The following is a 20,130-nucleotide window of genomic DNA, read 5'->3' on the forward strand; positions in this document are numbered from 1 at the left end:
GTCAACGCCTCGACAAGAAGGATTGCCCGATGAAATTTGATACCGCCACGTTCCGCGCCCGTTACCGGGCAGACATCCACCCGCGTTACAACGCCTGGCTGCACGGCGGCTTCGTGCTGCTGTTCGGCGCCCTGTGCATTGGCCTGTTCTGGAGTAGAACCGAGCACGTGCAGCCATGGGAGTGGCTGGCCGTTCCGCTGGCGCTGGTGTTCCAGAACTGGGGCGAGTACATGGTGCACAAGCACCTCGGGCACCATAAACACGGCTTCAGCGCACTGTTCTACAAACGCCATACGGGCGACCACCACAGCTTCTTCGCCCAGGGGCAGATGGCCTTCGAAACCCGCCAGGACTGGCGCGTGATCTTCTTCCCGCCCTGGCTGATCGCGGTGTTCGCTCTCGGCACCCTGGGTGTGTTCGGGTTGCTAAGCCTGGTCAACAGCAACGTCGCCGCGCTGTTCAGTGGTTCGATGCTGCTCGGCTACCTCAGCTACGAAATACTGCATGCCTGCGAGCACCTGCCCGAACAACACCCGATTTCAGGTCTGCCCTGGGTTCGGCAGATGCGCCGTTTGCACGAGCTGCACCATGCACGTGAGCTGATGCATACGCACAACTTCAACATCGTCTTTCCGCTGTGGGACTGGATCTACGGCACGCTTTACTGGGAGGCACCGGAATCAACCGCCAGCCGTTGGATGCAGCACCACGTCGACATCCGTCGTTCACCCGCGCAGGTATTCGCCTACGTCAGCTGCCCGACCCGTTGGCACGAATGGCATCCCTACCACATCGCCATCGACGGCCCACCAGGCTCGCTGCCAGCCGGCAGCACGTTCGAGTATCAAGGCGGACGCGCCGGCGCGTTGCGCTGGCAGGTGCTGGATGTGATTGCCGGGCAACGCTGGCAGGCGAGGGCGAGTGGCAAATATGGCTTGCAGATGGTGGTGACTTACGACTGCTCGGCCACTGCTACCGGCACCCGTTTTACCCGCACGCTGGAGTATCGCTTCGGCCACTGGATAGGCCGGTTGGCGGCGCGCCTGGGGCTGCATAAACGCATCGAACGGGATTCGGTGGCACTGTTGCAGCGGCTTGGCGAGATGGCGGAGAAGGTGATTGCGCCCTTGGTGTGACGTTCAATACAACCCCGGCCCAGCCTCACGCATAAAGATCTGCACGGTCTTGGGCCCTACACCCTTGAACGCCTGTAGACGCTGTTCGAGGTCCGCCCGATCAGCGCTCTGCTCATGGATGTTGCGCACTTTGCCGCCGTAGTCCTCGATCAGCTGTTTGCCCAGCTTGATCAAGCGCTCGGCGGTGGAGTTGTCGTAGCGCACGTAATGCGCTTCGCCGAGCATGCGCACCAGCTCGGCCTGGGTGCAGTTGGCCAGTTTGCGTGGAGTGTCGCGTTGGTACTTTTCAACGATCACGCGATAGGCCTGTTCGGCAATCTGTTGCTGGATCGGTTTGCCGAACAGAAAGCTCGCCAACAGCCATTTGAACAGGGCCTCTTCATCGCCCTTGGCCAGCCCTGTATGAAGTCCCAGTTGCTGGGCGCTGATGTGCTTTGTGGCCATGCAGGTGTCCTTGCGTTGGATGGCTATCTGCTAGGGACTGAGTGCGGGCATTAGGGTTCGGGCTTTCGGCTTAATGGGCCACTCGATGGGGAGAAAAGAGGTGAACCTTGAGAAAGGCGTGGTGCACCTAACGGACCTTTCTCGTTTCGCGGCTTGGCCGATTTGGCGGTGTCAAACGAGTGTCGAACAGCGACGCGGTTCTTTTTCCAGAAATACATCAAGCTCACGGCTGCTGGACGGCAGCGTTAACCTTGGTGAAGTTCCTTTGCTGCTGTGGGCTTTGCAGCTGCCGCGGCTTTCGCTTTGGCAGGTTTTTTCGCGATTGCCGCAGTGCGTGTGGCGACGGTTGGCGGGGCTGTGGTTGCGCCAATGGGCTGTACAGTCAGCTCTACCCCCAGCGCTTTCATCACCTTTCTAACCGTCTCAAAGCGAGTTTTTTCGCCGCCTTTGAGCGATTTGTACAGGCTTTCCCGATTCACCCCCGCCTCTTGCGCAACCTTGTGGACGCCCTGGGCCTTGGCAACTTCGGCAAGCGCCTTCATGAGTAATTGCGGGTCTTGTGCCTTCATGCTTTCGGCAAGATACGCGCTGATGACTTCCGGGCTATCGAGGAAGCGCGAGGCCTCATAGCGACTGGTTTCAGAGGTGTCCAAGTCGAGGATTGGCATATCCTCAGGATTGAATTTAGCTTCGTTCATTTCAATTTCCTCGCAACGCTTTAAGGATCTCTTTAGCTCGCTTGATGCCTCTTTGCTGATCAGTTTTATCGCTCCCCCACAGCATCAGGTAAGCCGTGTGGCCGGTGCGTACAAAATAGATTCGGTACCCCGGGCCGACAAAAATACGCATTTCGCTGACGCCATCACCTACAGGCTCACAATCGCCAAAGTTGCCTGCCTCGGCGCGGTCCAGTCGGGACATCACGGCTGCCTTTGTCTGAACATCCTTCACGCCATCGAGCCAGCTATCGAACTCGGATGTTTTGCTGAGCGTGTTGATCATAGTCTCGCGTGTAGCCTTCTAGCTACATTCTGTTGATGCTTACCCCAAAAGGGCGCGGATACTTCATCCCGCAATCGTACCGCCCCTTTTCCGCCCCCAATCGAGCCACGCCCTCCAGTGCCCCGCACGCTTATCCGTCACTCCCTGCATAAAAGTCTTGGTATTCGCACTCTGTCTTAAATAGAATCCATTCTCATTTGTTCCGCAGGCAGAGCCTCTAGCGATGATTGACGCCGCGACACCCCCGGATCACAGCCTGAGCACGCTGTACCGCGAGCACCGCAGTTGGTTGGAGAACTGGCTGCGCCGGCGGGTGGGTAATGCCTGGGATGCGGCGGACCTCAGCCAGGATACGTTCCTGCGGGTACTCGCCAGCTCCCAGCAACTGGCGGAGTTGCGTGAGCCGCGGGCTTATCTGTTGACGGTGGGCAAGCGCCTGCTGAGCAATTTCTACAGCCGTCGTAGCCTGGAACAGGCGTATCTGGAAGCGTTGGCGCAGTTGCCGGAAGACTGTGTGCCGTCGCCGGAGCAGCGCTGGTTGGTGCTGGAAACCCTGCATGCGCTGGACGAGCTACTTGATGGCCTGCCGGCGCTGGTACGCCGCGCGTTTCTCTGGAGCCAGTTGCACGGCCTGGGTTATCGCGAGATTGCCGAGCGCCTGGAGGTGTCTGAGCGCACGGTGAAGCGCTATATGGCGCAGGCCTATGAGCATTGCCTGTTGGTTGAGCTCTAATGGCCAGCGAAGCCCTCGAAGTGGCCCGCGCGGCGGCGCGCTGGTTGGCGTTGCTGGAGTCGGGCGCGGCCACTGAGGCCGATCATCAGCGGCTGCAGGCGTGGCGTAGCAGCCATGCGCAGCACGAAAGCACCTGGCAGAAAGCGCAGCTATTGCGTCAGCGGTTTGCCGATGTGCCAGCGGCGTTGGCCATGGCCACGCTGGATCGCCCGGACCTCGCTCGCCGCGGCGCACTCAAGCGAGCCCTGGGTGTCGCCGCGCTGGTGCCGGCCGCCTGGCTGCTCGGCCGCCAGTTGCCACTGGAGGTGTGGACCGCTGACCTGCACACCGCTACCGGCGAACGCAAACAGCTGACCCTGGCCGACGGCAGCAATCTGCAGCTGAGTACTGACAGCGCGGTGAACGTCGACCTGCTTGCCCGCCAACTGATCCTGCTGCGTGGGGAAATGGCGTTGACCGTGCCGGGCAGTTCGATGCTGACGATTCAGTCGCCGTATGGGCAGGTGATGGTCAGCAGCAGCGACGTCTGCGTGCGCCTCAATGAGCGCGATTGCCGGGTGTCGGTGGTCAGCGGCGTGGCGCGAGTGCAGCCATTGTCGGGCGCCGAATTGCTGCTGCAAGAAGGGCAGCAAATCAGTTTGCAGGCCGGCGGTATCGGTCCGCTCCAAGCGTTTGACGCCGCCAAGCCAGGCTGGCGCGAGGGTGTGCTGATTGCGGAGAACCAGCCACTGGGTGATTTCCTCCGCGAGTTGAGCCGCTTCCGCCCAGGCCTGTTGCGTTGGGAGCCGGCGCTGGAGACCTTGCGGGTCACCGGTAGCTTCCGCCTCGACAACACCGACAAGGTGCTGGCGCTGCTGGCGGCCAGCCTGCCCATCGAAGTGCAGAGTCGCAGCCGTTACTGGGTGACGTTGGTCCCGCGAAAAAATCTTGCGTGAGTGCTGTCCCTTTTTTTCACCTCGCCGGTCATTCCAGGCAAGTGAATAGAAATCGAGAGCCTCTTGCCATGCCAGCAGTACAGCCTTACCGCGCCAAACGCCTGCCTTTTGCTCTGCGTCCGTTGTCCCGCCTGGGCCTGGTGTTGAGCCTGGCCAGCCCGCTGTTCAGCGCCACGTCCTGGGCCGATGACGCCCGCCGCAGTTACGAGGTGCAGGCCGGCACCTTGAGCAGTGCGTTGACCCGTTTTGCCAGCCAGGCCGGGGTCAATCTGTCGGTCGACCCGGCGCTGGTCAGCGGCCGTGACAGTGCCGGGTTGTCCGGCACCTTTGGGGTGCAGGAAGGCTTCGCGCGCCTACTGCAAGGCAGCGGTTTGCAGCTGCAGTCGGCAGGTGAGGGCGCCTACACCCTGGTGCCGGCGCCAGACAGTTCCGGCACCCTGGAAATTGCTCCGACGGCGATCACCGGCGGTTACCTCAGCAGCGACGGCGAGCGTTACGCCGGTGGCCAGGTGGCGCGCCGCAGCTCGCAAGGCTTGCTGGGCTCGCGCGACTTTATGGACATCCCGTTCAGCATTACCACCTACACCAGTGAGGCAGCGAAGAACCAGCAGGCGCGGACCCTCAACGACCTGGTGGCGAGCGACCCTTCGGTCCGCGCCACCAATCCCGCCGGGGGCCGATTCGAGCAATTCACCATCCGCGGCCTCAGCCTGTTCAACACCGACGTCGCCTACAACGGTCTGTATGGCGTGCTGCCGACGTATTCCATCGACATGGAAATGGCCGACCGCGTCGACATCGTCAAAGGCCCGACTCAGTTGATCAATGGCATCTCGCCGCGCGGCAGTGTCGGCGGCGGGATCAACATAGTGCCCAAGCGTGCCGAAGAAAAACCGTTGACCGAATTCACCGGCAGCTATGCCTCCGACAGCCAGGTCGGTGGCGCCGTGGATATCGGCCGCCGCTTCGGTGACAGCAACGAGTACGGCCTGCGTTTCAACGGGGTCAAACAGTCGGGTGACACCGAGTGGGATCACCAGAGCGTGGACCGCGAGATGGCGGTGCTGGGCCTGGATTTCCATGGCGAGCGCCTGCGTCTGTCCACCGATATCGGCCACACCACCCGCGACACCGATGCACCCCAGGAGCGCGTGTTGATCGGCGCCAATGCCAAGGTGCCGGATGCCGACGACGTGCACCGCAATTACGCCCAGGCCTGGAGCAAGGCGCGCACCGAAGACACCTTTGGCGCGGTGAACGGCGAGTACGACCTAAGCGATTCGCTGATGGCCTACGCCGCCTTCGGTGCCCGTGAAAGCAACCACGACTTCCTGCGCCACAACGTGCCGGTGACCAACGATGCCGGCGACTTCATTGTGCAGCCGCGTGATTTCACCCGCGACGAATCGGTACGCACCGCCATGGCCGGCGTGCGCAACTGGTTCGACACCGGCCCGGTCAGCCATGAAATCAACCTGGCGGCCAGCTACTTCTACATGGACTTCACCAACGGCGGCGCACGTTACGCCACGGCGCCGAGCAACTTGTATGACCCGGTACAAACGCCGACGCCGAGCACAGCCACGCGCCAGGACGACGAGGTGTACACCGAGAACCGTTTCAGCGGCGTGGCACTGTCCGACACCCTGGGCTTTTTCGACAACCGCCTGCAGCTGACCCTTGGCGGACGCTGGCAGCGGGTCAAGGTGGATGACTGGACCAACGACGTCAAAGGCGCCACCGCCTACGACGAGGAAAAGGTCTCGCCCTCTGGCGGCATTCTGTACAAGGTCAGCGAGCAGTTCTCGGTGTATGCCAACTACATGGAAGGCCTGAGCCAGGGCAAAATCGCGCCGACCACCTCGCGCAACTCGAATGAAATCTTCCCGCCATTTATCAGCCGGCAAGTTGAGGTCGGCGCCAAGTACGACTTCGGCAGCGTCGCCTTCACCGCCAGTGCCTTTCGCATCAAGCAGCCAGCCTACGAAACCAACGCCACCTCGCGGGTATTCGGTCCCAACGGCAAACGTGAGAACAAAGGCATCGAGCTCAGCGTGTTTGGCGAGCCGCTGCAGGGCTTCCGCCTGCTCGGTGGGGTGATGTATATCGACAGCGAACTGACCGGCACCGTTGGCGGCCTTTCGGACGGCAACCGTGCGCCAGCCACCCCGGAATACAACGTCAATCTTGGCGCCGAGTGGGACGTGCCAACCCTGGCCGGCCTGACCCTGACCGCACGCGGCATCCACTCCAGCTCGCAGTACCTGGACCAGGGCAACACCAAGCAGATCGATGGCTGGGAACGTCTCGACCTCGGCGTGCGCTATGCCTTCAAGGCAGCAGAAAAAGACATCACCCTACGTGCCGGCGTCGAGAACGCGTTGGACGCCCGCTACTGGGCATCCTCCGGTGCCTCTGATGACAGCGAGCCGGGGCTGAGCTTGTCCACGCCACGCACGTACCTGGTGTCCGCCACTATCGGCTTCTGACACCGGCGAGCCTGCCTGCTCAAGCCAATACCCTCGCGGCGCAATATCGGATAGAGTTTCCGCGCTTGCGCCGGGAGGCGTGGCTGACAGCGTGTCAGCCCTTCCTGGAAATAGCTGAAAGCCCATCGCGTCACGGTGGGCTTTTTTATTCAGGGTTGGCCAAGGCCGCTCCGGGCATCAGTGGCGGCTGGTCGCCGCACCAAGGTAGTCGTAATCATGGCTCTCGCGCTTGATCTGCCTAGCATCTTGATTTTCTCCACCCTCATTCATGTGATGCTGGCGTTCCTGCTCGGGGTGTTCTGGCGCTCATCGAGCCACAGCATCGGCTTCGGTTGGTGGGTGGCCAACGAGGTGCTGCTGAGCCTCGGCAGCTTTCTGCTGATTGCCTTCGCCATTGCGCCCCATCCGCTGATGTTGATCGTCGCCAATATTTCCTTCTTCGCCGCCATCCCGTTGATCGAAGCAGGGCTGCGCGACTGGTTTGGTCTGCGCAAAGGCATGTGGCTGCGCTGGGCGGTGGCGGGCCTGGCTTACCTGGCGTTGTTGTCCACCTGGGTGCTGGGAACCGACTTTGCCACCCGTGCGATGGTGTTTTCGGCCGGCACCGGTGTACAGGCACTGCTGTTTCTGGCCCTGCTCCTGAGCATTCGCCCGCTAGCGCCGCGGCTGCCGATGCAGATCATGTTGTTCAGTGCCCTGGTGGTGCTGCTGGTGACCCTGTACCGCATGGCGAAAACCGTGCCCGCGCTGGGCCTGGACTTGCCGCCGGACCGAGGCCTGCTCGCGGTCTTGTTGATTGCCACGGTGATTGCCGCCGTACTGCGTATCTGCGCGATGTTGCTGTTGCTGCATGGCCGCGTGGAAAGCGGCTTCAAACGCGCCAAGGCGGAGTTGGAACACCGCGCCAACGTCGACTCGCTTACCGCGCTTTACTCACGCGCGTACTTCGAAGCGTCCTGCAACCAGATGATCGAACTGGCCCATAACGTACGGGCCCCAGTGTGTTTGATGCTCTGTGATATGGACGACTTCAAAGGCATCAACGACCAGCTCGGCCACCCCGAAGGCGACGCGATCCTCGAACGTTTCGCCAGCCTGGTGAAACACACCATCCGCAAAGGCGACATCGCCGGACGCCTGGGTGGCGACGAATTTGCCGTGTTGTTTTATGGCTGCGACTTGGCCGTGGCGCGGGATATTGTCGAGCGCTTGCGGCGCAATACTGCCCAGGTGCTGGCAGTCGATGGACGCCACATCAGCATCAGCGCCGGGCTGGTCAGCGTAGAGCAGGGCGCCTGCTTCGAAGACGCCTATGTGCTCGCCGACCAGGCGCTGTACGCGGCCAAGGCCGATGGTCGCAATACCGTGGTGGTGCGTTCGGGTCACCAAACGCCGGTGCTTGAGAACGTCTAATCAGCATTGAGCTACGAGTGGCTCAACGTAACCCAGCACGGCAGGTTTTTCTAAACCTGCTGCCCCACATCGATACGGTTGCCATCCGGGTCGGCAAACACGAACGCACGTAAACCGTAGTCCTGGTTTTTCAGCCCTTTGATCACCCGTGCGCCGTGTTGCACGCAGGTGGCGTACAGCGTGTCGACATCATCCACCAACAGGTGAGCGGCATTAAAACTGCTCGGTTGGTGCTGGGGATGCAGAGTCAAATGCAGCTCGCCCTGGTCGCGCTTGAGAATCATGAAACCCACCGGGTTGCCATTCTCGAACGTCTTGGTGAAGCCCAGTACTTGGGTATAAAAGTCATGGGCCTTGGCCATGTCTGTTACCGGAAGGGTGACGGCAATTCGTCCGAAACGGACGCCGTGATCAACGACTTCGCTCATCGCAAAACCTCATGCCCGGTCACCACCACCGTCCAGGCGGTGCTGGAAAAGGGCGGCGCCTTGCGCTGTAAGAAATGGCAGGGCGGTGCCTGCGCGGCAGAGGGTATTGGCCGGGGTGGAACAAGTAAAGGGGGCGGTTTGCTGGGCGTACCAACGTGGAGTACAGCAGACACCGCGCAACCGTGCCGTTAGGATACGGCGCACAAGGACTGTTCACCTAAGTGAGGGATGCGATGACGTTGCGTATGGCACTGGCCTCCATGGCCGTTCTGTTTACTCTGCCAGCCTGGAGCGCCGCGCTCCCCGACATCGTGCTGCTTGGCGATGACATCCGCGTGGCAGTACTGCAGCAATGCCCGCAACCGTGCCGCTCAGGCAGCAACAGCGTCGCGACTGCGCCACAGGGCAGTTCGGCATCCAGCATCGCCAGCCTGGCGCAGCGGGCAAAACACGCGGTGATTGTCGTCAACGCCACCCAGGGCCCATTGCCGATCACTCGTGAACATATCCAGATCGCCCGGCAAGCGGGTGTGCCGAGCCTCTCCATACTGCTGGTCAACGTCGCCCAAGTGGACGACACCGAACTGCTTGAGCTGGAGGAGCTGGAAATACGCGAGTTGATGAACGCCTACGAAATGCACGGCGACAGCGCCCCGGTGTTTTATGACGCCAGTCATGCCGCCGAGATGCCGGTGCAACAAGTCAACGGTCTGGCCAGCGCCCTGACTGCGCTCAAGGACGAACCCGCGCGGCCAGAACTGGAGCTCACGGACGTCACCGGGAAGAACCTGGCGACGGTTATCTACCTGCTAACGCCCGAAGAATCGGCACTCTCGCTGCCGCTGCGCAAAGACAGCCCGGTCAACGTCTGGGTCAACGGCCAGGTTGGCCACGCAACGGTGTCCTCGACCAACGTGCTCAATCCTGGCGACAACGGCGAGCTGGCCCTGCAACTGAGCGCTCCGGTGTCGGCGGCGGGTTCACGGCTGTTGCTTGAGCGCGAGGGCAGAATTATTGCGCTGGGTGTAGTGGTGGGTATCAGTTCCCGGTACGCCGAGCGCCAGATGGTTGAGGCTGATGAACTGGTCTTCGGCAATCTGTGACAGACCTCCGTTCCTTAGCAAAAGCCATTGAATGCCCCCCATCACCCTGCCACAGTGCCGCACGTATCAGCATCACTACAAAGGATTGCAAGCCTCTGGCGGCAAGGAACACGCCCGCCTGTAACTGCTAACCCCCTCGCTGTCCGAGCCTTTTTTGCTACCTGTGCTGTGGCTTTGTCCTGTGGCGGCAAAAACGACCGGCGAAATCCTGGCCAAGGAAGGCTAAGCGCCTTTGCCAGTTCCTTTAGTCCCACTGGAGAAACGCAATGCGTAGCACGTTCGTCAAAGTCAGCTTGATCGTAACCCTGGGTTTGCTGGCCGCATGCGCCCAGCAAAAACCGTCTGCGCCACAAGCCAAAGAGCAACAAATCATCGGCCAGATTCCGGCTGGTAGCCCGTTCGCCAAACTGCGCCCTGGCATGTCCATGCAGCAAACCCACGACCTGATCGGCATGCCTACTGACGCCTACAGCCACACCACCGGCAAGGCGTTCATTCCGTTCTACTTCGGCAAAGACAGCATGCGCATGGAAGAGCTGTACAAAGGCCAAGGCCGCATCACCTACAACGGTGTAGGCATCGGCGGCTCGACCTTCAACATCTACCAGATCACCTACGACCCAAGCGAAGACGGTTACAACAACCGCTAAGCTGCGCTGGGTTTACCGCGCTAGAAGAGCCCCGCCATGCGCGGGGCTTTTTATTGATTGCGGCAGAAAAAGATCGCCAGTGGATCAATCTGAACCTTTCAGGCACTGGCGTCATATGGTTAATATATGAATCGTATATAAATCATGTGGTGGCGCTAGCTATGGGCATCGTAAATATCGATGAGGAATTGCACGACCAATTGCGCAAGGCGAGCGGCGTGTCGTGCCGCTCGATCAACGCGCAAGCGGCCTTCTGGATCAAGATCGGCATGCTCTGCGAGATGAACCCAACCCAGAGTTTCAACGAGATCGTAGTGCGTGAACTGTACGCCGCCGGCGTTGCGCCGCACGCCGTCAACGGCGCCTCGGTATGACCAAGCGCCCCGAAGAAGTGGCCCTGATGGCGCAAGCCGGTCAACTGCTGGCCTCGGTGTTTACCTACCTCGATGGCCTGGACTTGCTCGGCTGCTCGACCCTGCAGGTCAACGACCTGGTCGACCAGTTCATCGTCAAACAGCTTAACGCGCGGCCAGCCAGCAAAGGCCAGTACGGCTTTGCCTACTCCCTGAATTCCTCGCGCAACCAAGTGGTGTGCCACGGTGTCCCGGCCGCGAACGAGGTGTTGTTAAGCGGCGATATCGTCAACTTCGACATCACCCTGGAGAAAAACGGCTACATCGCCGACTCGAGCAAAACCTACTTGATAGGCGAAGTAAGCGCGCCGGCACAACGCTTGGTGCACGTTACCTATGAGGCACTGTGCAAAGGCATTCAAGCCGTTCGCCCCGGCGGCAGAATGGGTGACATCGGCCATGCCATCGAACGCCATGCGCGCGAGCATGGCTACTCGGTGGTCCGCGAATATTGCGGGCATGGCATCGGCAGGGAAATGCACGAGCCGCCGGAAGTGCTGCATTGGGGCAAACCGAACACTGGCCTGGTGTTGCGCGAAGGCATGGTGTTCACCATCGAACCGATGCTTAACCAGGGAGCATCAGCGGTGTTCACCCAAAAAGATGGCTGGACCGTGGTGACCCGCGACGGTCAACTGTCTGCCCAGTTCGAACACACCGTGGCCGTAACCCGTGACGGTGTGCGCGTATTGACCCTGCGCCCCGAGGAAACCGCGCTGAGGGAACAGGTTCAAGCCGGTTAGGGCTTAGCCCTTTACATCAGAGAAAAGGAACTTCCATGCGACCCCTGGTTACCGCGTTATTACTGGCCTTATTGAGTGGCTGCGCGACCCTCAATGAAACCTTCGATGACAACGCCCGCTGCGGCCCCCGGCCATACTGCGGGGCCGCCACCGATGTCGAGTACCTGCAGATGCTCACCGACGGCAAGGCCGGCGTATTGGCCGCCTTCATTCCGCTGGTGGTGATCGACCTGCCGCTCAGCGTGGTCGGGGATACGCTGGTCCTGCCCTATACCGCCTTCAATGCGGGGCAGACTCGGTAAGCATCTGGAACATCTGTTGGCGGCAGTGGACGCCGCCATGGACAGGCCGTTTTTGCCTCAGTAATGTACCGCCCAGCAACAGCGCTGTTCCCCCGCGGGATGCGGGTTTTCCACACAACGCCAGCAAGGACCGCCATGCAAATTGCCCAGACCGTCGTCATGTTGCTCAGCCTGTGCCTGCTGCTTGGCTGCGCCGCCAAAGCACCTGATGTGCCCCTCGTACTCCCCGCACAAACCCACCCATTTGCAGAAGTCGACTGCACCCATGCCGAAGCGCCGGTCGACGCCTCGAAGCTGACCTATAAAAACGACAAAGAACGCCTCAAGGCCTTATCCCACCAGGCGACTGTCTACAGCTACGGGAAAAATGGCCGAGAGTCCTCCGTTATCACCCAAACGCCCCAAGTGGCGCTAAAAATGGCCGGCGGTTGGCTGACGGGCAGCGATAGAGGCGAGTGGGGCGGCGAACTGATGTTCGTCGACGGCAAAGGCGCAGCGCACAAGGTGGTGAAGGACAATATCGACGAAATCTACGCCACAAAAAATGGCGTGATCGTGGTGGCTGGTCTTTCCCACATGTTAACGAGCAGAGGCAACGTCTATCTGGTGACAGAGAAGGGCGAGTCGGTTGGGGTTTCCCTTCTGTTCGGCCTGGATGCAGCCCCTGAAGATTCCTGGATGACCGAAAGCGGTGAGGTCTTTATCAACACCAGCTATGGCGCCTCGATCATCAGAGCGGATGGGACGTTGCAAAGGGCGCTGTGTAAAAAACATGAGTATTCCGAGTTTAGGGATTGGGACTGACCTCCGATGCGCCTGTTGGATGCTGGAGCTAAATCAGACATTCGCCCGAGATTTGGAACTGCAGCGGATGACAAGTAACGGCCGTTGGCGGCGAGGTAGCCGGCGGGCTTCAAGGCGCACGGCGCAAGGAGGGTTTCACAATGAACGTTCGAAAACTTTTCACAACCGCTTTACTGGGCATGCCCCTGATGGCCTTGGCCGTAGACAACAACCTGCCTCTGGCGGAGGCCAAGAAAGTCGCCGCTCAATCCGTCCTGAGCCAAACAGCCGAGATCCTTGGCATTTCGCAATCACAGGTGGCGCTCGACACCTCATTCGCCAATCAACCATCACCCGCCGATGAGCTGGATTTAGTCGAGATCATCATGGCGATTGAAAGTGATATCGGCGTGTCGATTGACGACGCGGCGTTGTCGCAGCTTGCCGGGACAACGGACCCAGATGAGCTGCTGAGTCGCCTGACGGTTCGCACACTTCAGGATTACGTTGGCACGCTGCCTGTACCCAGCACCCCGCCAAGTCCTGCGGCCGCTCAACCCAAGCCCGCCAATGCGCCGTTGGCGATTGGCGATGCAGGCGCTTACGGTGCGTTGGCCGCTCGCCCGAATCCCGCTGGCTATGTGATTGTCACCGTGCCCGATATCAGCGAACTGATTCCGTTGATCGAGCAGCACGAGGGGCGTCAGTTAACCGCTGATGAAGCCAAAGAAGCTCATGCCACGGCGCCGTCGTTAGTCATGACTCGCGATGATGCTGAAGAATTTAAAAGGCGGCGGGAACATAGCGACGAGCGCTGATATAGGTTCTATCTATTCCATTATTCCCTTGCCAAAGTACTGCTAGAGGTGATTAGGGAAAGGCTGAATTAATTTATGAAGTACGAGACGATGGCGTTACCAGTACCTGACCTCAGTGGGCGCGATGAGCGACGAAAAAATACCTAAGAAAATTAGCCTGGACGATTTAAAACCAGCCGAGCCTCTTGTTGTTGAGTTGGAAGGGCTGAGGTTTGAGGTCACTCCTGTGAATGTTGGGCTGATGATGGAAATGTCGAGTCCTGCGGAACAAGACACTCCGAATCGAGACATTGGCTTGCGTGCGCTCAAAACAGCGTTGAGTGTTGGCGGTGAAGTGGTTTCTGAAGAGAGAATTTCATCTCTTGCGGAAGATTCGCTGCAACAGCTTGCCGCGGCGCTTCTCGAGGTCTCTGGATTCAGCTGGAAAGAGGGACATCCTCTCGACGTGCTTGGAGAGAGATTGAAGAGCAGGAACTTATTGTTTTCTGGATTGCATTTAGGGGAAGCACTGAGCGCTCAGATGGCTGCGAGTTATAAGGGCATCAGGGCTGCCGGAAAGGTTATAGACGCTCTCACGGCAAAGATGAAGCCGGAAGCATGGGACACCATAGCGCGCGTGACGGAGCTAAGTAAAAGCTTCACAGACAGAACCTCCAAGATTGAATTTGAGCAGCCGTCATTACCTAAGTTCGATTGGTCCAAGACTGCTGAGGCAAGATCTGCGCGCGCTGCGGAAACAACAGCCGAGAGCATGAAGGAAATGCTGGTTGCACAGGGAGCGATGCTAAAGCATATCGGCGACCTGGCGAATTCGGTTACTCGAGTCGCGCTTCCGCAATGGCTCGCCCAAGTCCGTGCCTCAGAGGTAGAGGCAAAACAATCGGCTGATAGAGCGAACAGAAGCTTGTGGTGGGCGGTGGCTGCTGTGTTCGTATCTGTGGTGTCGACCGTCGTAACAGCAATATTCGACGCTAGTCAATCCGCTGACTCTGACATCAATCTCAATACGCGAGCCAATGCGTTCGAAGGGCTCTTGTATCAACAGATTCAGCAAAACTCGGAGCTTCTAGAAGCATTGCAGCAAGAGCGCTATGAACAGTTTGACCAGTTAAGCGCAATTCGGGCTCAAGCTGCCGCGACAGCTGAAACTCAGGAAAAGATCCATACGGCCTTGAGTGAGCTAGCTGCTGCACCTGTCCAGCTCAAATTGACTGAGCCCGTGCTACAAAAGAAAAACTGACGTCGTGTGATTCGAGTAATTGGAGTACGAAACCGCCCCCAAAACCGGCCACCAGGAGAATGATTTGAAAGGGACTTTCTACTGCACCAAGTGCACCGCCGAGAACGCGGCTGGCGCCGGCTTCTGTTTCAGTTGCGGTCAGTCGAGCGCGTTGACCCATGCGGGGATCACCGAAGAGTTCGTGCTGCCTGACGAGCCGGTCGCCTATGAGCAGTCCCGTGACACCTTTGCTGTTCCGCCACCATCACCCACCCGCTCACGCGGCTTTATTGCCAAGCACTGGCGCGGTGGCTACTCGCTCGGGGTGGCCTATTGGGTGTTCGGCACGCTGCTCACCCTTCTGTCACTTGGGGTAGCGCTGTTCCTTCGTGCCGTTATCGACCAACTGAGTCTCAGCGCCGCTGTGTTGGGTACGCTGAATTTGCTGTTCTATGGCTTTTTCGTGGCCCTGTCGGTTTGGCAGATTGTCGGCATAGTGCGTTCGGCGTCTGCCCATGTTTCGCGTGGCGGTAAGCAGTTCTGGGCGGCGCTGGCGACCGTGATGGTGTGCGTGGCGATATTGCGTGGGGTGGTCAGTTTTATCAGTGATGGCGTGCCGGTGATTCGCGATGCGGTGCACATGATCACCGGCACCGACAGCATTGCGCCGTATGCGCTGCGCCTGATGCGTGATGACACTGAGCTGGAGCTGGCCGGCGGCATTCCGATTGGCACTGCGGATGCGGTGAAAAAGATCCTTGATTCAGCTCCGGGCGTACGCATCATTCACTTGAACAGCGTCGGTGGACGAATCACTGAGGGCGACAAGTTGGCGCGGCTGATTGCCGAACGCGGGCTGATTACCTATACCCCCGACACCTGTGCCAGCGCCTGTGCGTTGGCCTATCTGGCTGGCCGTGAGCGTTACCTTGGCGAGAAGGGCAAAATCGGCTTTCACAGCGCCTCGGTGAACGGTGAGCGGGGCAGTGCTGCGCTGGATGTGAACGCCAGCTTTCGCAAGGCACTTTACGCTGCCGGCGCCACCACCAAGTTCGTGGAAAAAGTGATCGCCACCAGCCCCCATGACATGTGGTATCCCAGCCCGGACGAGTTGAAGCAGCAGCACATCATCACCGCAGTGGTCGACTCGCGGCGCTTCGGTTTGTCGGGTATCGCTGGCTGGCAGGACGCCTCGGTGATCGAGCGGTCGATCCTGAAGGTGCCGGTGTTTGCGGCGATGTCGACCTATGACCCGCCGGCATACGCCAAACTGAAAGCCATGATGATCGAGGGCGTGAAGCGCGGCCGCTCGATGGACGAGTTGCACACCGAGCTGCAAGCGAAGTTCCTCGACTCGATTCTGCCAGCCTATCTGTCGCGCGCGCCGGACCAGGCGTTGCTTCGCTACTGGCGCTCGCAGATCGCTGAACTGCGCTACCTGAACAAGACCAGCGCCGGCGACTGCATGAGTTTTCTCGGTCTGGATACCAACGCGCCGAAGACCGACCTGATCGCTAAGTTGCCGAAGGAGCTGACTCAGGAAGACCTGGCGGCGCTGACGGTGGTCATCCAGAAGTCGGGGGAAAATCCGGTCAAGGCCAAGCCGCTGTCGGCTTACGCCAAGGAGTTGCAAGGCGTGCTGGCCGCCACCACGGCCAAGGATCGGGATGCGGTGAAGGTGATTAGCGATCCGCAAAAGTTCGCTAAAAACCCGGCCAAAGTGTGCTCGAGCATGATTCTGCTGTATGACAATATTCTGGCCTTGAAAGACCCGAGTAAATCGGCCGGCATCTTGCGCGGCATGGCGTTGGAAGAGGAGTAGGGGCGTTGCTGCACTCAGCCAAAGGAGCAGGGATGTTGATCGATGCCTACCGCTACAAGGTCTGGGCCGATGAGCGCACCCTGCAAGCCATCGCGGCACTCGCGCAGGAAAAACCCGCCGAGCCGTCGCTGGCGTTTATGTGCCAACAGCTCAACCACCTGGTTATCGTTGAGGAGCTGTTCAAGGCCCGTCTGCTGGGCGTTGCCCCGCCTCACCGCGCCACCAATACGGCCAGCGTGCCGCCGTTTGCGGCGCTCAGGCAGCGCTTGCTGGCGAGCAATCAGTGGGCAACGGACTACCTGGCGAGCATCAGCCTCGATGAGCTTGAACAGAGGCTTACGTTTCAGTTTGCCGATGGTCAGCGCGGAGCGATGACGCGGCAGGAGATGCTCTTTCATCTGCTCAATCACGCCACCTACCATCGAGGCGCAATCGGTCATGCCCTGGACTTGGCGGGTGGCCAACGCCCGGCGGATACCTACACGGTGTTTATCCATGCGGCGGAGCCGGAGCGCCGGCTGTGAACCTGCGTGCGCCCCCTGACAAGCCTCGCTGCCACCGACCCACTGTTAGCTGTTGGCCACTCAAACATCTAGCTTGCGCGCCGTCAGCCACTCCACCATGGCCGGGTCGTGGTGGGAGAAAAATGCGCTGGTGGCGGTGTCCATGGCGGTGATGCGGTTCATATCGTCGTCGCTCAAGGCAAAGTCGAGCACCGCGAGGTTTTCCACCATGCGTTCCTTGCGCGTGGTTTTCGCCAGCGCCACTACGCCGCGTTGCACCACCCAGCGCAGCACCACCTGGCCGACGGATTTGCCGTAGCGTTTGCCGATGTCGGTGAGTACCGGATGGCTAAAGAGCTGGTTGCGACCTTCGGCAAAGGGCGCCCAGGCTTGGGCCTGAATGCCTTTGGCGTGCATCCAGGGCACGGCGTGCAATTGCTGGTTGAACGGGTTGACTTCGACCTGGTTGACCGCCGGTTTGATCCGGTTGAAGGCCATCAGGTCGGCCAGGCGGTCGGGTTGAAAGTTGCTCACGCCAATGGCGCGCACCTTGCCGGCCTCCAGCAGTTCCTCCATCGCACGCCAGGCGCCGTGCACATCGCCGTAGGGTTGATGAATCAGGTAGAGGTCGACGTGGTCGAGCTGCAGGCGGTTCAGCGAGCGCTCGAACTGGGCCTTGGCGCCTGCGTAGTGGGCGTCTTGCAGCCACAGCTTGGTGGTGACGAACACCTCGTTGCGGGCCAGGCCACTGCGTTTCAGGGCGTTACCCACCTGGGTTTCGTTCTGGTACGAGGCGGCGGTGTCGATATGGCGGTAGCCGCTGTCCAGGGCATCCAGCACGGCTTGCTCGCACTCGGCGGGGTCGGTGATCTGGAATACGCCGAAACCCAGGGCGGGAATGGCGACGCCGTTGTTGAGGGTAAAGCGGGTCATGGGGCGTTCCTCACTGAATAGGGGGCTGAGAATAGACCCCGTACTACTCGTTGATTAGCCATCCAATGTCGATTGCGTTTATGTGCTTCTGGTATGAGTGCATTGCCACTGATGCGGTTTATCCATCAATGCGCGCGGCGTAAGTTGTTCACAAGCAACTTGGCTTCCCTTTTTGATGGAGTACCCGCGCAATGAAACAGACCCTTTTTGGCATCGCCATTTGCGTGGCCAGCCCGTTCGTTGAGGCCGCCGAGTCCGCTGGCAGCGCGGGCTCCGCTCACGCTGCTCAGCACATCAGCCAGGCCGGGAGCCAACCCTCGGCGCCAGGCCCAGCGGAGTATTTCACTGGCAAGGTGCGGGTTGAGCCGCTGTTCCCGGCAGGTGATCAAATCGAGGCCTCGGGTGCCTACGTTTCCTTCGAGCCTGGCGCCCGCTCGGCGTGGCATACGCACCCGGCCGGGCAACGTCTGGTGGTGGTTTCCGGCGTCGGGCTGACCCAGGAGTGGGGCAAGCCGGTGCAGCACATCCACCCCGGCGACGTGGTGGTTTGCCCGCCAGGCGTCAAGCATTGGCACGGTGCGGCCGCGGGTTCGGCGATGACCCACCTGGCGGTTACCGGCAGCGTGGATGGCAAGGCAGTGGAGTGGCTGGAGCAGGTCAGTGACGAGCAGTACAACGCTGGCCAAACCGCAAAAGCTGAGGTTGTGCCGGCGCCGTCGGCCAGCTTGTCGGCCAAACAGCAGACTATTCCTATGATTGCTGCCGCTACGGCGGCAAGCGATATGCCTGCGCTCGACGCCGCGCTCAATCAGGCCCTGGATGCCGGTTTGAGCATCAGCGAATCCAAGGAGATCCTGGTGCAGCTCTACGCCTACAGCGGTTTTCCCCGCAGCCTCAATGCCCTTGGCCAATTGATGAAAGTGGTTGAAGCGCGTAAACAACGCGGCATTCAGGACGCCGTCGGACATGAGCCCTCACACCCGGTCGCCACCGGCGAAGCCTTGCTGGCAGTCGGCAAGGCTAACCAGACGCGGATCGCCGGTGCGCCGGTTCAGGGGCCGCTGTTCGATTTCGCCCCGGTGATCAATCAGTACCTGCAAGCGCACCTGTTTGGCGACATTTTCGAGCGCGACAACCTCGACTGGCAGAGCCGCGAGCTGGCCACTGTCGGCGCGTTGGCCGCTACGCCGGGCGCCGAGTCGCAGCTGCGCTCGCACATGGCTGCCAGCCTGCGGGTGGGGCTGAGTGTCGGGCAGTTGCAGCAATTGGTGCAGGGGCTCGGCGACTACGCCGGCGCCGAGGCGGCCACACGTGCGCGCGAAGCCTTGGCGGCGGTGCAGCAATAAAACGCTTACCTATTGCGCATAACGCAGGGCGTCGCGCAGCAAGGTGAAGGCGGGAGATGACTGGCGGCGGCTGGGGTAGTACAGGTGATAACCAGAGAACGGCTCGCACCAGTCGGCCAGCACGCGAACCAGGCGGCCGTCATCGATGTACGGCTGCACCACGTCCTCAAGCATATAGGCCAGGCCCAGGCCTTGAAGCACGGCGTCCAGACGCAGGCCGAGGGTGTTGAACACAAGCTGACCTTCGACCCGCACGTTCACCTCCTGGCCCTTTTTCTCGAACTCCCACACGTACACGCCGCCATAGGTCGGCAGGCGCATATTGATGCAATTGTGCTGGGTGAGGTCGCGCGGCAGTTTGGGTTTCGGGTAGCGGGTGAAGTAGTCCGGCGACGCCACCACCGCCATGCGCAGATCCGGGCCGATGCGCACCGCGATCATGTCCTTGGCCACCTGTTCGCCAAGGCGCACACCGGCGTCAAAACCTTCGGCGACGATATCGGTGAAGCCGTAGTCAACGATGATTTCGATGTGCAGGTCCGGATGCTCGGGCAGCAGCTTGGCCAGCACCGGTTGCAGCACCGTGTTGGCTGAGTGCTCACCGGCGGTGAGGCGCAATTTGCCGGCCGGCTTGTCGCGAAACTCGCTGAGCTGGACCAGCTCGCTGTCGATTTCCTCGAAGCGCGGCGCGACCACCCGCAACAGTTGTTCACCGGCTTCCGTGGGCGACACACTGCGCGTGGTGCGGGCCAGCAGGCGCACGCCCAGGCGTTCCTCCAACTGGCGCATGGACCGGCTCAAGGCCGGCTGCGACATGTTCAGCTTGGCCGCCGCGCGGGTGAAACTGCGCTCCTGGGCCACCACGGCGAAGATCGCAATCTGGTCATAGCTTTCGCTGCCCATTTATTTGTCTCC

Annotated in this window: 22 protein-coding genes; 16 read left to right on the forward strand and 6 right to left on the reverse strand. The window is 60.4% G+C overall.

Going from position 1 to position 20,130, the window contains the following annotated elements; genetic code table 11:
- The first annotated feature begins 29 nt into the window (after window positions 1-29).
- Window positions 30-1,136 carry an SRPBCC family protein gene (locus tag C8K61_RS18240; protein ID WP_108097699.1) on the forward strand — a complete coding sequence of 369 codons (1,107 nt, stop codon included), beginning with the start codon at window positions 30-32 and terminating at the stop codon, window positions 1,134-1,136.
- A gap of 3 nt (window positions 1,137-1,139) precedes the next feature.
- Here the strand turns inward: C8K61_RS18240 and C8K61_RS18245 are convergent, their stop codons facing one another.
- From C8K61_RS18245 to C8K61_RS18255, 3 genes are all read right to left on the reverse strand, one after another.
- Window positions 1,140-1,580, reverse strand: coding sequence for a DNA methylase (locus C8K61_RS18245; RefSeq protein WP_108097700.1), 441 nt, complete (start codon window positions 1,578-1,580; stop codon window positions 1,140-1,142).
- Window positions 1,581-1,825: 245 nt separating this feature from the next.
- Window positions 1,826-2,278, reverse strand: coding sequence for an addiction module antidote protein (locus tag C8K61_RS18250; RefSeq protein ID WP_108097701.1), 453 nt, complete (start codon window positions 2,276-2,278; stop codon window positions 1,826-1,828).
- A 1-nt stretch (window position 2,279) separates the two neighbouring features.
- Window positions 2,280-2,582 (reverse strand): type II toxin-antitoxin system RelE/ParE family toxin, encoded by a 303-nt coding sequence (locus tag C8K61_RS18255; protein WP_108097702.1) that lies wholly within the window; start codon window positions 2,580-2,582, stop codon window positions 2,280-2,282.
- 223 nt (window positions 2,583-2,805) lie between these two features.
- Here C8K61_RS18255 and C8K61_RS18260 point away from each other — a divergent pair, with 223 nt between their 5' ends.
- From C8K61_RS18260 to C8K61_RS18275, 4 genes are all read left to right on the forward strand, one after another.
- Window positions 2,806-3,315 (forward strand): sigma-70 family RNA polymerase sigma factor, encoded by a 510-nt coding sequence (locus C8K61_RS18260; RefSeq protein ID WP_108097703.1) that lies wholly within the window; start codon window positions 2,806-2,808, stop codon window positions 3,313-3,315.
- On the forward strand, window positions 3,315-4,250 hold the full coding sequence (locus C8K61_RS18265; protein WP_108097704.1) for a FecR domain-containing protein: 936 nt from the start codon (window positions 3,315-3,317) through the stop codon (window positions 4,248-4,250). Before C8K61_RS18260 ends, C8K61_RS18265 begins: the two co-directional genes overlap by 1 nt.
- A 68-nt stretch (window positions 4,251-4,318) precedes the next feature.
- Window positions 4,319-6,739 carry a TonB-dependent receptor gene (locus C8K61_RS18270; RefSeq protein ID WP_108097705.1) on the forward strand — a complete coding sequence of 807 codons (2,421 nt, stop codon included), beginning with the start codon at window positions 4,319-4,321 and terminating at the stop codon, window positions 6,737-6,739.
- A 216-nt stretch (window positions 6,740-6,955) separates the two neighbouring features.
- Window positions 6,956-8,152 carry a GGDEF domain-containing protein gene (locus C8K61_RS18275; RefSeq protein ID WP_108097706.1) on the forward strand — a complete coding sequence of 399 codons (1,197 nt, stop codon included), beginning with the start codon at window positions 6,956-6,958 and terminating at the stop codon, window positions 8,150-8,152.
- A 50-nt stretch (window positions 8,153-8,202) separates the two neighbouring features.
- On the opposite strand, the gene C8K61_RS18280 is transcribed toward C8K61_RS18275, so the two are convergent.
- A complete protein-coding gene (locus C8K61_RS18280) occupies window positions 8,203-8,580 on the reverse strand; it encodes a glyoxalase/bleomycin resistance/extradiol dioxygenase family protein (protein WP_108097707.1) in 378 nt (125 codons plus the stop codon).
- Between the two features lie 233 nt (window positions 8,581-8,813).
- Between C8K61_RS18280 and C8K61_RS18285 the strand changes: the two genes are divergently transcribed.
- The 10 genes from C8K61_RS18285 to C8K61_RS18330 all read left to right on the forward strand — a co-directional run bounded on the left by C8K61_RS18285 (window position 8,814) and on the right by C8K61_RS18330 (window position 16,957).
- Window positions 8,814-9,683: a GTP-binding protein gene (locus C8K61_RS18285; RefSeq protein WP_108097708.1), complete on the forward strand. Its 870-nt coding sequence runs from the start codon at window positions 8,814-8,816 to the stop codon at window positions 9,681-9,683.
- 266 nt (window positions 9,684-9,949) lie between these two features.
- Complete coding sequence (locus C8K61_RS18290; protein WP_108097709.1) at window positions 9,950-10,333, forward strand: hypothetical protein; 384 nt, start codon at window positions 9,950-9,952, stop codon at window positions 10,331-10,333.
- A gap of 161 nt (window positions 10,334-10,494) precedes the next feature.
- Window positions 10,495-10,707, forward strand: a complete 213-nt coding sequence (locus C8K61_RS18295; RefSeq protein ID WP_108097710.1) for a ParD-like family protein — start codon at window positions 10,495-10,497, stop codon at window positions 10,705-10,707.
- Complete coding sequence (gene map, locus C8K61_RS18300; protein ID WP_108097711.1) at window positions 10,704-11,489, forward strand: type I methionyl aminopeptidase; 786 nt, start codon at window positions 10,704-10,706, stop codon at window positions 11,487-11,489. Before C8K61_RS18295 ends, map begins: the two co-directional genes overlap by 4 nt.
- Before the next feature lie 35 nt (window positions 11,490-11,524).
- Window positions 11,525-11,791, forward strand: coding sequence for a YceK/YidQ family lipoprotein (locus C8K61_RS18305; protein ID WP_108097712.1), 267 nt, complete (start codon window positions 11,525-11,527; stop codon window positions 11,789-11,791).
- Window positions 11,792-11,926: 135 nt separating this feature from the next.
- On the forward strand, window positions 11,927-12,595 hold the full coding sequence (locus C8K61_RS18310) for a hypothetical protein (protein ID WP_108097713.1): 669 nt from the start codon (window positions 11,927-11,929) through the stop codon (window positions 12,593-12,595).
- A gap of 140 nt (window positions 12,596-12,735) precedes the next feature.
- Window positions 12,736-13,392: a hypothetical protein gene (locus tag C8K61_RS18315; protein ID WP_108097714.1), complete on the forward strand. Its 657-nt coding sequence runs from the start codon at window positions 12,736-12,738 to the stop codon at window positions 13,390-13,392.
- A 124-nt stretch (window positions 13,393-13,516) separates the two neighbouring features.
- Window positions 13,517-14,632 carry a hypothetical protein gene (locus tag C8K61_RS18320; protein WP_108097715.1) on the forward strand — a complete coding sequence of 372 codons (1,116 nt, stop codon included), beginning with the start codon at window positions 13,517-13,519 and terminating at the stop codon, window positions 14,630-14,632.
- Between the two features lie 64 nt (window positions 14,633-14,696).
- Window positions 14,697-16,433, forward strand: coding sequence for a hypothetical protein (locus tag C8K61_RS18325; RefSeq protein WP_146174304.1), 1,737 nt, complete (start codon window positions 14,697-14,699; stop codon window positions 16,431-16,433).
- 32 nt (window positions 16,434-16,465) lie between these two features.
- A complete protein-coding gene (locus C8K61_RS18330) occupies window positions 16,466-16,957 on the forward strand; it encodes a DinB family protein (RefSeq protein ID WP_108097717.1) in 492 nt (163 codons plus the stop codon).
- A 60-nt stretch (window positions 16,958-17,017) separates the two neighbouring features.
- On the opposite strand, the gene C8K61_RS18335 is transcribed toward C8K61_RS18330, so the two are convergent.
- Window positions 17,018-17,869 (reverse strand): aldo/keto reductase, encoded by an 852-nt coding sequence (locus C8K61_RS18335; RefSeq protein WP_108097718.1) that lies wholly within the window; start codon window positions 17,867-17,869, stop codon window positions 17,018-17,020.
- Between the two features lie 191 nt (window positions 17,870-18,060).
- On the opposite strand from C8K61_RS18335, the gene C8K61_RS18340 reads away from it, so the two are divergent.
- Window positions 18,061-19,215 (forward strand): carboxymuconolactone decarboxylase family protein, encoded by a 1,155-nt coding sequence (locus tag C8K61_RS18340; RefSeq protein ID WP_108097719.1) that lies wholly within the window; start codon window positions 18,061-18,063, stop codon window positions 19,213-19,215.
- 9 nt (window positions 19,216-19,224) lie between these two features.
- On the opposite strand, the gene C8K61_RS18345 is transcribed toward C8K61_RS18340, so the two are convergent.
- Window positions 19,225-20,118 carry a LysR family transcriptional regulator gene (locus C8K61_RS18345; protein WP_108097720.1) on the reverse strand — a complete coding sequence of 298 codons (894 nt, stop codon included), beginning with the start codon at window positions 20,116-20,118 and terminating at the stop codon, window positions 19,225-19,227.
- Between the last annotated feature and the right edge of the window lie 12 nt (window positions 20,119-20,130).

Origin of the sequence: Pseudomonas sp. GV071 (assembly GCF_003050835.1) — a bacterium.
Lineage (GTDB): Bacteria > Pseudomonadota > Gammaproteobacteria > Pseudomonadales > Pseudomonadaceae > Aquipseudomonas.

What these genes read in the sequence shown, in the direction of transcription:
- C8K61_RS18320 (WP_108097715.1), top strand. Translation starts at nt 13,517, where the DNA reads ATGAGCGACGAAAAAATACCTAAGAAAATTAGCCTGGACGATTTAAAA.
- C8K61_RS18290 (WP_108097709.1), top strand. Translation starts at nt 9,950, where the DNA reads ATGCGTAGCACGTTCGTCAAAGTCAGCTTGATCGTAACCCTGGGTTTG.
- C8K61_RS18335 (WP_108097718.1), bottom strand. Translation starts at nt 17,869, where the DNA reads ATGACCCGCTTTACCCTCAACAACGGCGTCGCCATTCCCGCCCTGGGT.
- C8K61_RS18305 (WP_108097712.1), top strand. Translation starts at nt 11,525, where the DNA reads ATGCGACCCCTGGTTACCGCGTTATTACTGGCCTTATTGAGTGGCTGC.
- C8K61_RS18260 (WP_108097703.1), top strand. Translation starts at nt 2,806, where the DNA reads ATGATTGACGCCGCGACACCCCCGGATCACAGCCTGAGCACGCTGTAC.
- C8K61_RS18315 (WP_108097714.1), top strand. Translation starts at nt 12,736, where the DNA reads ATGAACGTTCGAAAACTTTTCACAACCGCTTTACTGGGCATGCCCCTG.
- C8K61_RS18250 (WP_108097701.1), bottom strand. Translation starts at nt 2,278, where the DNA reads ATGAACGAAGCTAAATTCAATCCTGAGGATATGCCAATCCTCGACTTG.
- C8K61_RS18340 (WP_108097719.1), top strand. Translation starts at nt 18,061, where the DNA reads ATGAAACAGACCCTTTTTGGCATCGCCATTTGCGTGGCCAGCCCGTTC.
- C8K61_RS18270 (WP_108097705.1), top strand. Translation starts at nt 4,319, where the DNA reads ATGCCAGCAGTACAGCCTTACCGCGCCAAACGCCTGCCTTTTGCTCTG.
- C8K61_RS18310 (WP_108097713.1), top strand. Translation starts at nt 11,927, where the DNA reads ATGCAAATTGCCCAGACCGTCGTCATGTTGCTCAGCCTGTGCCTGCTG.
- C8K61_RS18345 (WP_108097720.1), bottom strand. Translation starts at nt 20,118, where the DNA reads ATGGGCAGCGAAAGCTATGACCAGATTGCGATCTTCGCCGTGGTGGCC.
- C8K61_RS18255 (WP_108097702.1), bottom strand. Translation starts at nt 2,582, where the DNA reads ATGATCAACACGCTCAGCAAAACATCCGAGTTCGATAGCTGGCTCGAT.
- C8K61_RS18275 (WP_108097706.1), top strand. Translation starts at nt 6,956, where the DNA reads ATGGCTCTCGCGCTTGATCTGCCTAGCATCTTGATTTTCTCCACCCTC.
- C8K61_RS18285 (WP_108097708.1), top strand. Translation starts at nt 8,814, where the DNA reads ATGACGTTGCGTATGGCACTGGCCTCCATGGCCGTTCTGTTTACTCTG.
- C8K61_RS18280 (WP_108097707.1), bottom strand. Translation starts at nt 8,580, where the DNA reads ATGAGCGAAGTCGTTGATCACGGCGTCCGTTTCGGACGAATTGCCGTC.
- C8K61_RS18245 (WP_108097700.1), bottom strand. Translation starts at nt 1,580, where the DNA reads ATGGCCACAAAGCACATCAGCGCCCAGCAACTGGGACTTCATACAGGG.
- map (WP_108097711.1), top strand. Translation starts at nt 10,704, where the DNA reads ATGACCAAGCGCCCCGAAGAAGTGGCCCTGATGGCGCAAGCCGGTCAA.
- C8K61_RS18330 (WP_108097717.1), top strand. Translation starts at nt 16,466, where the DNA reads ATGTTGATCGATGCCTACCGCTACAAGGTCTGGGCCGATGAGCGCACC.
- C8K61_RS18265 (WP_108097704.1), top strand. Translation starts at nt 3,315, where the DNA reads ATGGCCAGCGAAGCCCTCGAAGTGGCCCGCGCGGCGGCGCGCTGGTTG.
- C8K61_RS18240 (WP_108097699.1), top strand. Translation starts at nt 30, where the DNA reads ATGAAATTTGATACCGCCACGTTCCGCGCCCGTTACCGGGCAGACATC.
- C8K61_RS18295 (WP_108097710.1), top strand. Translation starts at nt 10,495, where the DNA reads ATGGGCATCGTAAATATCGATGAGGAATTGCACGACCAATTGCGCAAG.